Below are 12,279 nucleotides of genomic sequence, written 5' to 3' on the forward strand. Positions count from 1 at the left end.
TGCTTGTGGACAACGGGTTTCGGGGGTGGGCTGGCGGCAGTTTTCTGTCGGTGGGGTGTGGTAGGGAGTGCGGGTTTCGTTTGTCTTGCTTTCGATGTGGTTGGGAGGCTTGTTGTCTCGCCGGGTCTCGAGGCTCGCCGCACGCGGCTCGCACCTCGACCACCGGGGGGCTTCGACCATCGGGGGCATTGGGGGAGGAGTTACGGGGTCAGCTCGAACCAGCCGGAGAGGGTCGCGGTGTCCGCGTCCGACGGCATCGTCGGTGCCGACGAATCATCAAACGGACGTTCATCGTTGGGGGAAAGCGGATTTGCGGTCGGCACAGTGGCTTCGGGGCAGGTGAAGTGTCCGGCGGCAAGGGGGGATGACATGGCGGTCACGGTCAGCCGGCAGGTGGCTGAGGAGCGGTACACCCCGTCCACGGAGACTCCGACGAGAGCGGTGATCGGGCCGGTCAGCGGACCGGGAGTCGGTGTGCCGGCGACCGGGGGTGGTCCGCCGCCGGTGAGATCGCCTGCAAGGAACTCCAACTGGGCGCCGTCGGTGCCCGGCCCGGAGAAGGTGAAGAGCAACGAGTCCGGCGGGACCTCGGGGCTTGTGTTGCCCGACTTCGCAAACGAGTAGCAGCGTCCGGTGCCCCCGGATGGGGTGACCGCAACAAGCATGCGGCCCCGGGTGAATCGAAGATCGTAGGCGACGCGATCGATCGCACCCGTCGGCGGCGTCCGTGCGCACTCGCGTGGATCGAGCCGGAGCGACTCACGCTGCACCGACGACGCCGACATCCTGCTGGGAGGCTTCGAGGTGTCACACCCGCAAGTCGTTGCGATGACGGCCAGCACGCAGAGTGCACCCCACCGACGAGAGGTGGTCACCGTGATCTGTCAATCAGCGGCTGCGACAAGCGGTTCCAGGAGCAGATCGGGGTGTTCCTTCTCGATGTACTGCAGGCGCCACTTGTCGCTGAACAGTGCGAGGAGCACCCCGTCGCTGCTCCGGGTGAACACCTCGACGCCGCGCTGACGGTTGAGCTCGTCGGCGCTGTCGGCGTCGGTGCGTCGCGCCAGGGTGTAGCCGAGCGGTTCGATGATGGTGTCGACGTTGTACTCGGCCTTCATGCGGGCGGTGACGACCTCGAACTGCATCGGACCGACAGCGGCGAGAACCGGTGAGGCGTCGCCGCGCAACTCGTTGCGCAACACCTGAACGACGCCTTCACTGTCGAGCTGGTCCATGCCCTTGCGGAACTGCTTGTACTTGTCGGCGGTGGTGGCACGCAACGACGAGAAGTGCTCGGGCGCAAACGAAGGGATGGGCGGGAACTGAATGCGCGGGTCGTCGTACAGTGTGTCGCCGGGCGCCAGGGCGGTCGCGTTGACCAGTCCCACGACGTCGCCGGGAAAGGCGGTGTCGACGGTCGAGCGATCACGGCCGAAGACCGCCTGGGCGTACTTGGTGGCGAACGGTTTTCCGGTTTGCGCGTGTGTCACGACCATGCCGCGTTCGAATTCGCCGGACACGATCCGCATGAACGCCAATCGATCCCGGTGGCTTGAATCCATGCCGGCCTGCACCTTGAACACCACGGCGCTGAACGGATCGGTGGGCTCGCGGACCTCGCCGTCGATCCCGGCGCGCGCGACCGGCGACGGTGCGAGTTCGACGAGGGTCTCGAGTAGTTGGCGCACACCGAAATTCAGCATCGCCGAGGCGAAGATCATCGGCGAGGTCTGCCCACCGAGGAAGAGTTCCTGATCGTGATCCTGCCCCATCTCGGTGAGTAACTCACTCTCCTCGACGGCCTCGGTCCACGCCTGCTCCTCGCGCGCGCTCGCGGCGTCGGCATCCATCAGCTCCTCGGGAGCGATGGTGGCGCCACCGGCGGTGCGGGTGAAGTGGATGTAGCGGCCCGTTCGGCGATCGAGCAATCCGCGGAAGTCGCCTGCGATACCGACGGGAAAGAACAGGGGCGTCGGCAGTAGACCGATGCGTTCACTGATCTCGTCGATCAGTTCCAGCGGCGTGCGCCCCGGCCGGTCCCACTTGTTGATGACGGTGATCACCGGGATGCCGCGATGACGACACACCTGGAAGAGCTTGAGGGTCTGCGGCTCGAGCCCCTTGGCGGCGTCGATGAGCATGACCGCCGCGTCGACCGCGGTCAGCACCCGATAGGTGTCCTCGGAGAAGTCGGCGTGACCGGGGGTGTCGACGAGGTTGATGACGGCGGGTTCGTCGTCGGGTCCGGCGGTGGCGGGCAGATAGTTGAACTGCAATGCGGTCGAGCTGACCGAGATGCCGCGCGCCTTCTCCATCTCCATCCAGTCCGAGACCGTGGACTTGCGGCCGGCCTTGCCGTGGATGGCGCCGGCCTCGCTGATCATGCGGGCATGCAGCGCCAGCGCCTCGGTCATGGTCGACTTACCGGCGTCCGGGTGGGAGATGATGGCGAAGGTACGACGCCGGCGGACCTCGTCGGCAACGGAAGAACTCACCTGTTGAGGCTATCGGGCCAGGCCGCGGCGTCCCAAACCCACGAACCCGGACCGCTCGGTCGCCTGACCCCCTCGGCCGTCCCGACTACTCGAACGGCACCGGCGGCATCTTGACGACCTGGGCCGCGTAGCTCAGGCCTGCGCCGAATCCGAGCAGCAGCGCGGTGTCGCCGGGCTTGGCCTTGCCGGTGGAGAGCAGATCCTCCATGGCGAGCGGGATCGAGGCCGCCGAGGTGTTGCCGGTGTACTCGATGTCGTTGGCGACGACGGTGCGCTCGGGCAGGTGCAAGCTCTTGGCGAGCAGTTCGTTGATCCGCGAGTTTGCCTGATGCGGTACGAAGACGTCGAGGTCCTCGGTGCCGATCTTGGCGGCCTCGAGGGCGCGCTGGGCGGCCTTGCCCATCTCGAACGCGGCCCACCGGAAGACAGCGGTGCCCTGAAGTCGCACGTAGGGGCGCTGAACGCGGTCGCCGTCGAGGAAGGTGACCCAATCGATGTCCTGCCGGATCGCGTCGTACTGCGAACCGTCGCTACCCCAGATGACCGGGCCGAGCTGCTGGTCCTCGGTCGGCCCGACGACCACGGCGCCGGCACCGTCGCCAAAGATGAAGCAGTTGCCGCGGTCGGTCATGTCCAGCGTCACCGACAGCTGCTCGGCACCGATGACCAGCACGTGGGTGGCACTGCCGCCGCGCACCATGTCCGATGCCAGCGCCATCGCGTAGCCGAAACCGGCGCAGCCGACGGTCACGTCGAAGGCCGGGACACCGTTGCAGCCGAGCTCGGTGGCGACCTTGGTCGCGCCGGCCGGCGTCAGCAGCAGGTGGGTGTTGGTCGCGAGAATCACCGCGTCGATGTCGGACCCCGAGAGCAGCGCGTTGGCGATCGCCGTGCGGCCGGCCGCGACCGACATCTGGGTGACGTCCTCGTCGCGCCGCGCGAATCGGCGGGTCTTGATGCCGGTGCGGGTGTAGATCCACTCGTCGGAGGAATCGATGTGCTCGCAGATCTCGTCGTTGGTCACGACGCGCTCGGGGCGGTACGCGCCGATTCCGAGCATCCCGATGTTGTTCACACCGGTCTTGTCGGCGATCACGGTCATAAGTGGTTTCCTTCCGCTATGCGACTCGCCATAGACCGTCTCACATGTCGCCGCTACTGGGAAGTACACGTGTCCGGCCAGGTCGTCGGTTGCTCTTCTGGGACGTTGCGGATTCACGGACGGTGACTGTCCGCGATTCGGTGAATTCTCGTCGGTACGCGGGTCTGTACATGTGCAGGCGTCGGAAATCGGACAGATCCACCGACAGGACAGATGACGGCCTTGAGAATGGTGAACAGAGTCGAGGAGAGGGAACCCATGATCCATGCACGAGGTCTCGTGCAGACCTTCCACACCGGACGCGGTAAACAGAAACGAGAGGTTCGCGCGGTCGACGGGGTCGACCTCGACATCGCCGAGGGTGAGGTCGTCGGCTTCCTCGGACCCAACGGTGCCGGCAAGACGACGACGCTGCGAATGCTGACCACACTGCTACGGCCCACCGCGGGCACCGCGACGGTCAACGGCTACGACGTGGTGCGCGACGCGGTGATGGTGCGGCGCAGCATCGGCTACGTGTCGCAGGCCGGCGGAACGTTCAGCCAGGCGCAGGCCGGGGATGAGGTCGTCGATCACGGCATGCTCTACGGCATGTCGCGCGCCGACGCCACACGGCGCGGCAAGGCACTCTTCGAGCAGTTGCAACTCGACGGACTCTGGGAACGCATGCCCAAGAACATGTCCGGCGGCCAGAAGCGACGCCTCGACATCGCCATGGGACTCGTTCACGACCCGACCCTGGTGTTCCTCGACGAGCCGACCACCGGCCTCGACCCGCAGGCCCGCGCCAACCTGTGGGAGCACATCCGGCGGTTGCGCACCGAACACGGGGCGACGATCTTCTTGACGACGCACTACCTCGACGAGGCCGACGAACTCTCCGATCGCATCCTCATCATCGACAACGGCCGGATCGTGGCGGCCGACACCGCGGACAACCTCAAGTCGCGGGTGTCCGGTGATCTCGTCGACCTCGAGATCTCCGACGCCGCGCAGGTGTCCACCGCGGCTGCCAAACTGGCGACCATCGCGGGCTCGGTGGAGACCCTCGACCGCCACGTTCGCGGTCGGGTGCAGCACGCCGGCCGTCACATTCCGTCGTTGCTCCGTGAATTGACCTCGGAATCCATCGAATTGGACTCCATCGAGATCATCCGACCAACCCTCGACGACGTCTTCCTCACCATGACCGGCAGATCGCTGCGCGACGCCGAAGCCGCGACCGAGAACGCCGCGGAGACCGAGATCGAGAACGAAGGAGTACTGCGATGACCTTCCTGCGTGAATCCCACATCGTTTTCCGCCGCCAGATCCGGATGAACCTGCGCAATCCCGCATGGGTGGTGATCGGGGTCCTGCAGCCGGTGCTCTACCTCGTGCTGTTCGGACCGCTCCTCAAACCCTTGGTGGCCCAATTCCCCGGTGGCGCAGACAATCCCTACACCTTCCTGGTGCCCGGCCTGCTCGTGCAGCTCGGCATGTTTGGGGCGATGTTCGCCGGATTCAGCCTCATCGGCGAATGGCGAGAAGGCGTCATCGAGGCCGAGCGGGTGACTCCGGCGAGCCGCACCGCGCTGCTCACCGGCCGGTTGATGCGCGACCTCCTGCAACTGTTCGTGCAGGCGCTGATCCTGGTGCTGCTCGGCTGGGCGATGGGGATGCGCGGCTCGGTGATCGGGGTGATCGTCGGCATCGTCATCACGCTGCTCATCGGCGGGGCCTGTGCGGCGGCGTCGAATGCGTTGGCGCTCACCACCAAGAGTGAAGACGTGATGGCGCCGGTGATCAACATGGTGTTGATGCCGGTGCTGCTGCTCTCGGGCATCCTGCTACCGATGACCCTCGGCCCGGCCTGGTTGCAGCGGCTCAGCGACTTCATGCCCTTCCGCTGGATCGTCGACGGCGTCCGCGACACCTTCGGCGGTGACATCGCGACGATGGCGGTGCTGTGGTCGGTACTCGCCGCGGCGATTCTCGCGGCACTCGGGACCTGGTGGGGGACATCAGTGTTCCGGAAGGAGAATGCCTGACGAGAGGAGCGTTCACGTTCCGTTCTGAAGGCTCGCGGGAGATTCCCCGGTCACGGGCCGATCGACGAGACGCCGTCGGAACCGCCTGTGCCGAAGATGTTGGATCCCGCGCTGCGCATCGACTGTCCGTCGCTCTGCAACTGCCAGGCCTGTGCCCCGGTGGCGAGGTCGTAGGCAGTCAGGGTGGATCCCCGACTCGTGATCAGACGTGTCCCGTCGGTGCTCAGGACGTCGGTCGTCGTCTGCGTCATACCGATCGTGATGGGCACCGAGCGGACTGCACCGGTCAACGGGTCGAACAGTTGCACCGGGCCATCGGGATTCGGGTTGCCGTCGTTGGTGCTCGGTGCGGTCGACCCGCCGCCTTGACGGAGGCGAAGGCCCAACAGATCACCGGCCATCACCGCCGACAGTTGGACCGCGTTGAACTCGGAACCGGTTCGGCGCCAGATGATATGGCCGGTCCTGGGATTGGCGGCCCCGACGATGTGCGAGGTCTTCCCGAGGTCGGCCGCGATGCGCCCCAGGACAGGGGCCGGCGGTGCGGGCGCACCGGTGTCGTCGTTCTGCGCCGCCGGTGCCCAACCCTGCAGCGAACCCGTCTTTGTGCCGTCGAGCGAATAGAAGTCGGTGCCGGTGCCCTGGGGATTGATCACGGCCACACCGCTGCGTTCATTCCCAGGTTGCATCGCAGACTCGCGCCTCTCGGCCTTGTCGCCGCGTGACTGCTCACGACACTTCCGCTAATCGATGTCGTTCCCGCGCAACGAATTCGCCACGCGGGAACGAAACAGTTCAGCGGTAAGCCTCAGCCCAGCTCGTCGAAACTCGTGATCGCCGGCGCCGGTGGGAGAGTGACGATCGCGCCCGCGTAGGAGAGCCCCGCACCGAAACCGAGCAGCATCGCGGTCTGGCCGCCGCGGGCCCTGCCGGTCGCGAGCATCTCCTCCATGGCCAGCGGGATCGACGCCGCTGAGGTGTTGCCGGTGTTCTCGATGTCGTTGGCCATGGGGAGGTCGTCGGGGAATCCGAGGTTCTTCTTCATGAGCTCGTTGATGCGGGCGTTCGCCTGATGGGGTATGAACACCTCGATGTCCTCGATGCCCACACCGGAGGTCTCGATGACCGCGGCCAACGCCTTGGGCAGGGTGATCGCCGCCCAGCGGAACACGCGCGGGCCCTGCATCGTCACGACCATCCGGCCGACGGGGTCGCTCTCCGGATCCTTGTGCTGGTACTCCTGCGCGCGGTCCATGTAGGCGGGGATGTCGTAGTTCTGCCCGATGGCCTCGGCGTTCTCGCCGTCGGAGCCCCACACGGTAGGGGAGATGCCGTTCTCCTCGCTCGGCCCGACGACGACGGCGCCGGCACCGTCGCCGAAGATGAAGGCGGTGTTGCGGTCGGTGGGTTCCATGACCACCGACATCGTCTCCACCCCGACCACCAGCACGTACCGCGCCGACCCGGCCCGCACGGTATCGGCCGCGACACCGAGGGCGTATCCGAACCCGCCGCAGCCGGCGGCGATGTCGTAGGCGGGGATGCCGTTGAGGCCGATGTCGAAGGCGACGATCGGGCCGCCGTGCGGGATCTTGGTCTTCCAACTGTTGGTCGCCAGGATCAGCGCACCGATCTCCTCCTTGGCCACACCGGAGTTGCTGATGGCGCGTTCGGCGGCGGCCGCGGCCATCGAGCGGGCGCTCTCGTCGCCACTGATCCAGCGGCGGTTACGAATACCGCTGCGTTCGTAGATCCATTCGTCGGTGCTGTCGAGGACCTCGCACACCTCGTCATTGCTGACCAGCCGCCTCGGCCGGTACGCACCGATGCCCAGCATCGCGACGTTACGGTGTCCGGTGTTCGCTGCGAGTTTCGCCACGTGTCGTTCCCTTCGGGTTGCGCCGGGAGAGATTCTATGTGCTTGCGCTTTCACGCCTTGGCGCCGACGCGGCGATCACCAGGCGTGCACGGTGTTCTGCGCTGCTTCCAGACCGGCAGTGAGCAACAGTTCGACGGCGTCGGCGCCGTGTTCGATCAGCAGATCGACCTCGGCACGTGCGGCCGAGGGGAACGGTTTCAGCACGAAGTCGGCCGGGTCCTGCCGACCCGGTGGCCGCCCGATGCCCAGCCGGACCCGCAGGTAGTCGCGGGTGCCGACGGACTGGCTCACCGAGCGCAGCCCGTTGTGACCGCCTTCGCCGCCGCCGCGTTTGAGCCGCACCAGACCGAAGTCGATGTCGAGTTCGTCGTGCAGCACGATCAGGTCGTCCGGTGTGACCGAATAGAACTTGGCCAGCGGCCCGATCTGACGACCGACGGTATTCATGTAGGTCCGCGCCTTGGCCACCAACACCGAACCGCCGGCGAGCGGTATCGATGCGACCTCGGCGCCGGAGCGCTTGTGCACCGAATACCGCCCACCGGCGGAGGTGACCAGATGATCGGCGACCATGGCGCCGATGTTATGGCGTGTCTTCTCGTACTTCGGACCCGGATTACCCAGTCCGACGATGAGTTTCACGTGTCAGGGTCACTCGGACTCGTCGTCGGATTCCTCGCTGGGCACCTCGGCGCCGGCGTCGACGGCCTCGGCCTCGAGGTCGGCGGCGCTCGGGGCCTCGTTCACGGCGACGATGAGGGTCTCCGGATCGGTGACCAGCGTGACGCCCTCGGGCAGCGTGAGATCCGAGGCGTGGATCGCGATGCCGGCTTCCTTGCCCTCGACGTCGACGACGATCTGCTCGGGGATCGAGAGCACGTCGGCCTCGATCTCGATGGTGTTGGCGTCCTGGGTGACCAGGGTGCCGGGCGCGGCGTCACCCTCGACGACGATGTTGACCTCGACGCTGACCTTCTCGCCGCGCTTGATGACGAGCAGGTCGGCGTGCTCGATGTAGTTGCGGATCGGGTGGACGTCGACCTGCTTGGTCAGGGCGAGCTGCTTGGTGCCCTCGATGTCGAGATCGATGACGGCGTTGATGCCGTTGTTGCGCAGGATCGCGGCGAAATCGCGGGCCGGGAGGTTCAGGTGCTGCGGGTCGGAGCCGTGGCCGTAGAGCACAGCGGGCACCTGGCCCTCGCGGCGGGCACGACGTGCGGCGCCCTTGCCCTTGGCGGTGCGGGTGGTGACGGTCAGAGCGTTGGCTTGAGTGGCCATGAGACGTTCTCCTCGGGTGGCGGGACCGGTCGGCCGGTCGTCGGTGGTGCTTCCCGGCGCGACGGCGCCCAACACCACGGCCCCGTCGGTGCGCACGAGGGCACCGGAGAAGACGTGCGATGGTCGCGCCGATCACGGTGATCACTCACCCTCGCCGAGACAACCCGAACAGACTAGCCGATGAGCTGCGCCGATGTCATATCGCGCCGCAAGGGCCCGCCCGGCGCGATCGGCTGTGCCCTTCACCGGCGCCGGGCATACTGGCGGCCATGACCTCACGCACCCCGATCGACATCGTCACCGGCTTCCTCGATGGGCTCGCGCGCGGTGACAGCGCCACCGCCTGCCTCGATCTCGCCGACGCCGTCGTCTACACGAACGTGTCCCTGGCGACCATTCGCGGGCGCAGACCGGTCACCAAGATCTTTGGCTCGATGGATTCCTCGCCGGTCTCCTTCGACTACCGGATGGTCAACGTGTCCTCCGACGAGACCGTCGTGCTGACCGAACGGGTCGACCAGATCAGTGTCGGCCGATTGCACGTGCAGTTCTGGGTGTGCGGGCGGTTCGAGGTGGTCGACGGCCAGATCACGGTGTGGCGGGACTACTTCGACTACTTTGACATCACCAAGGCGTTTCTGCGCGGAGTGGTCGGGGTGCTCGTCCCGGCGGCTGTGCGTCCGCTGAACGGTCGATCGAAGGTCGGACGTGCCCTCGCCGAGTGATGGTGCAAGCGCCTAGCATTGCTGCCCATGAGCTACCAGCAACCACCCGCCTACGGTTTCGGACAACCGGCGGGCGGCACGTTCTACGTCAACGTCCTCGGCCAGGAGCACGGGCCGCTCGGTATCACCGATCTGCAGCACATGGCGCTCTCGGGTCAGCTCAAGAGCAGTACCTACATCCGCGCCGCCGAGGCGCCCAACCCGTTCCCGGCCGGACAGATCCCCGGGCTGTTCTCCGACAAGAGCAAGCTCACCGCGGGGTTGTTGCAGATCTTCCTGGGTAGCTTCGGCGTGGGTCGCTTCTACACCGGCCACGTTGGCATCGCGATCGCGCAGATCGCGGTGACATGGCTGACCTGCGGTATCGGTGCGATCTGGCCGCTGATCGACGGCATCATGATGCTCGTCGGCAAGGTGACCGACTCCGACGGCCGACCGCTGGCCGACTGACCGCCTCACCAGGACATCGCCTCACCAGGACACTGACATGACCGCGCACACCGACACCCGCACCCCGCGACTCGCGGCGAGTGAGATCGCCGCCGTCGTGGGGGTCGCCGGTGTTGGTGTGGCGTGCGCGTTGAGTCCTGCGGGGATCGAGCACGGGCCGATCCTGTGCCCGTTCCGTCTGGTCACCGGACTGCCCTGCCCGGGATGCGGATTAACGCGGTCCTGGGTCTACGGCATGCACGGCGACTGGTCGCAATCCTTTGCCGCGCACCCGTTCGGGCTGCCGATGATCGCCGCGATCGTCGCGCTCGCGATCACCGTGGTGATCGCTCGGGTGACCCGCCGCCGACCACCTCGGCTGGAGCGGCTGCTGTGGAATCCGGTGGCCAAGGTGGTCGTTGCGGCGTGGCTGATCTTTGCGGTGGTGCGGATCCTCCTGGTCATCTGAAGCGTGGCTGGGCCGGCGGCGCGTGTGCTCAGTCCAGTACCAGCTCGGGGGAGTACATGTCGATCCAGTGATACAGGTCGAGCACCCGATCCATCTGGTTGCGCAGCCCCGTGTCGCAGGTTGCCGCATCGGCGGCGATCATCGATGACACCGCGGCGCGGTCGACCAGCGCGAACACCTCATGATCGCGCTCGCCGATCATGTCGGTGAGCTGATCCTGCAGCGTTTGGGTGTACTTGGTGTCCTGCGTTGACGGATAGGGACTCTTGGTGCGGTCGATCACCGACTGCGGCAACACATGTGACGTCGCGTGGCGCAGTAGGCTCTTCTCCCGGCCGTCGAAGGTCTTCATCGACCACGGGGTGTTGTAGACGTACTCGACGAGCCGGTGGTCGCAGAATGGGACGCGGACCTCGAGCCCCACGGCCATCGACGCGCGATCCTTGCGGTCCAACAGCATTCGGACGAATCGCGTCAGGTGGAGATGACTGAACCGGCGCATCCGCCGTTCGTCGTCGGATTCACCGTCGACGACGGGGATGGTGGCGAGCGCACTGGCATACTGGTCGGCGATGTAGTTCTCGACGTCGAGACGCCGCTGAAGATCGCCGGAGAGCATCGCGTGGCGATCGCGCGTCATCGCCGAGGAGAAGGCCAGCCACGGGAAAGTGTCTGCGGCGCGGGCGTTCTCGTCGAAGAACCAGCGGTACCCGCCGAACACCTCGTCGGCCGACTCGCCCGACAGGGCGACCGTCGACTCCGAGCGGATCGCGCGGAACAGCAGGTAGAGCGAGGTGTCCATGTCGCCGAGCCCGGCGGGGATGTCGCGGGCGCCGATCACTGCACGCCGGACCTCCGGGTCGGTGAGGTCGGCCGGGTTCAGCACGACGTCGCGGTGCATCGATCCGACGTGCGCGGCGACGTCACGCACGAACGGCGAGTCCGGGGTGTCGCGCATCTCGTCGGGGGTGAAGTTCTCTTCCTGTTCGGCGAAGTCCACCGAATAGCTGTGCACGCGTTGGCCTTCGGAGCCCAGGCGGGCGGCCGCCAGACCGGTCAGGGCGCTGGAGTCCAGGCCGCCGGAGAGCAGTACGCAGCGCGGCACGTCGGCGACGAGCTGTCGATCGACGATATCGGTGAGCAACTCGCGAACCGTCGCGACCGACGTCTCGAGGTCGTCGTCGTGGCCGTGCGCCGGCAACGACCAGTAGGTGCGGGTGCGCAGGCCGTCGCGGCCGACGGTGACGATGGTGCCCGGCTCCACCTCGGAGATGTTGCGCCACAGCGACCATCCTGGCGCCTTGGTCATCGCGAACAGCTCGCGCAGACCGTCGAGGTCGACGGTGTGGGGGATCAGGGGGTTGGCGAGGATGGCCTTGGGCTCCGAGCCGAAGACGACGCCGTCGGTGGTGCGGGAGAAGTAGAAGGGCTTGATGCCCAGGCGGTCACGCACCATGGTCAGTTCTTCGGTCCGCCCGTCCCAGATGGCGAAGGCATACATGCCGTTGAGGCGATCGGCCACCTCGGCGCCCCACTGCACGTAGCCGCGCAACACCACCTCGGTGTCCGAGTCGGTGACGAATTCGTTTCCGAGGGAACGCAATTCGGTACGCAACTCGCGGAAGTTGTACGTTTCGCCGCTGTAGACGATCGCCACGGTACCGGCCGGGGTCTGCGCCGTCATCGGCTGATGGCCGAGGGGGAGGTCGATGATGGCCAGGCGTCGGTGTCCCAGCCCGACGTGCGGCTCGAGATACGTGCCGACGTCGTCGGGGCCACGGAGTGCCATCGTCGAGGTCATCGCCTCGATGACGTGGCCCTCGCGTCGTAGATCGTGGTCGAAACCCACCCATCCGGTGATACCGCACATAG

At 66.5% G+C, this 12,279-nt stretch carries 13 protein-coding genes; 5 read left to right on the forward strand and 8 right to left on the reverse strand.

What is annotated here, in order from left to right; genetic code table 11:
• Positions 1-200: 200 nt before the first annotated feature.
• The 3 genes from P3L18_RS12745 to P3L18_RS12755 form a co-directional block, all read right to left on the reverse strand.
• The gene (locus tag P3L18_RS12745) at positions 201-875 is read right to left on the reverse strand and encodes a hypothetical protein (protein WP_276114239.1); all 675 of its coding nucleotides are present in this window, start codon (positions 873-875) and stop codon (positions 201-203) included.
• Between the two features lie 9 nt (positions 876-884).
• Positions 885-2,495 (reverse strand): peptide chain release factor 3, encoded by a 1,611-nt coding sequence (locus P3L18_RS12750; protein ID WP_276114240.1) that lies wholly within the window; start codon positions 2,493-2,495, stop codon positions 885-887.
• Positions 2,496-2,580: 85 nt separating this feature from the next.
• Positions 2,581-3,597 (reverse strand): beta-ketoacyl-ACP synthase III, encoded by a 1,017-nt coding sequence (locus P3L18_RS12755; RefSeq protein ID WP_014359290.1) that lies wholly within the window; start codon positions 3,595-3,597, stop codon positions 2,581-2,583.
• A 258-nt stretch (positions 3,598-3,855) separates the two neighbouring features.
• Between P3L18_RS12755 and P3L18_RS12760 the strand changes: the two genes are divergently transcribed.
• Positions 3,856-4,869, forward strand: a complete 1,014-nt coding sequence (locus P3L18_RS12760) for a daunorubicin resistance protein DrrA family ABC transporter ATP-binding protein (protein WP_006370843.1) — start codon at positions 3,856-3,858, stop codon at positions 4,867-4,869.
• The gene (locus P3L18_RS12765) at positions 4,866-5,627 is read left to right on the forward strand and encodes an ABC transporter permease (RefSeq protein WP_006370844.1); all 762 of its coding nucleotides are present in this window, start codon (positions 4,866-4,868) and stop codon (positions 5,625-5,627) included. Before P3L18_RS12760 ends, P3L18_RS12765 begins: the two co-directional genes overlap by 4 nt.
• A 50-nt stretch (positions 5,628-5,677) precedes the next feature.
• Here the strand turns inward: P3L18_RS12765 and P3L18_RS12770 are convergent, their stop codons facing one another.
• From P3L18_RS12770 to P3L18_RS12785, 4 genes are all read right to left on the reverse strand, one after another.
• A complete protein-coding gene (locus P3L18_RS12770) occupies positions 5,678-6,316 on the reverse strand; it encodes a hypothetical protein (protein WP_276114241.1) in 639 nt (212 codons plus the stop codon).
• A gap of 119 nt (positions 6,317-6,435) precedes the next feature.
• Positions 6,436-7,506, reverse strand: a complete 1,071-nt coding sequence (locus tag P3L18_RS12775; RefSeq protein WP_276114242.1) for a beta-ketoacyl-ACP synthase 3 — start codon at positions 7,504-7,506, stop codon at positions 6,436-6,438.
• A 75-nt stretch (positions 7,507-7,581) separates the two neighbouring features.
• Positions 7,582-8,148 carry an aminoacyl-tRNA hydrolase gene (gene pth / locus P3L18_RS12780; RefSeq protein ID WP_006370848.1) on the reverse strand — a complete coding sequence of 189 codons (567 nt, stop codon included), beginning with the start codon at positions 8,146-8,148 and terminating at the stop codon, positions 7,582-7,584.
• Positions 8,149-8,157: 9 nt separating this feature from the next.
• Positions 8,158-8,784, reverse strand: coding sequence for a 50S ribosomal protein L25/general stress protein Ctc (locus P3L18_RS12785; protein ID WP_014359295.1), 627 nt, complete (start codon positions 8,782-8,784; stop codon positions 8,158-8,160).
• A 269-nt stretch (positions 8,785-9,053) separates the two neighbouring features.
• On the opposite strand from P3L18_RS12785, the gene P3L18_RS12790 reads away from it, so the two are divergent.
• The 3 genes from P3L18_RS12790 to P3L18_RS12800 are packed head-to-tail and all read left to right on the forward strand — an operon-like array spanning position 9,054 to position 10,407.
• Complete coding sequence (locus P3L18_RS12790; RefSeq protein ID WP_276114243.1) at positions 9,054-9,509, forward strand: limonene-1,2-epoxide hydrolase family protein; 456 nt, start codon at positions 9,054-9,056, stop codon at positions 9,507-9,509.
• A 27-nt stretch (positions 9,510-9,536) separates the two neighbouring features.
• Positions 9,537-9,959: a TM2 domain-containing protein gene (locus P3L18_RS12795; protein ID WP_014359297.1), complete on the forward strand. Its 423-nt coding sequence runs from the start codon at positions 9,537-9,539 to the stop codon at positions 9,957-9,959.
• A gap of 37 nt (positions 9,960-9,996) precedes the next feature.
• Positions 9,997-10,407 (forward strand): DUF2752 domain-containing protein, encoded by a 411-nt coding sequence (locus tag P3L18_RS12800; RefSeq protein WP_276114244.1) that lies wholly within the window; start codon positions 9,997-9,999, stop codon positions 10,405-10,407.
• Positions 10,408-10,435: 28 nt separating this feature from the next.
• Here the strand turns inward: P3L18_RS12800 and asnB are convergent, their stop codons facing one another.
• Positions 10,436-12,277 (reverse strand): asparagine synthase (glutamine-hydrolyzing), encoded by a 1,842-nt coding sequence (gene asnB, locus P3L18_RS12805; protein WP_276114245.1) that lies wholly within the window; start codon positions 12,275-12,277, stop codon positions 10,436-10,438.
• Positions 12,278-12,279 lie beyond the last annotated feature (2 nt).

Source organism: Gordonia sp. N1V, from assembly GCF_029269935.1.
In the GTDB taxonomy this organism is placed as follows: domain Bacteria; phylum Actinomycetota; class Actinomycetes; order Mycobacteriales; family Mycobacteriaceae; genus Gordonia; species Gordonia polyisoprenivorans.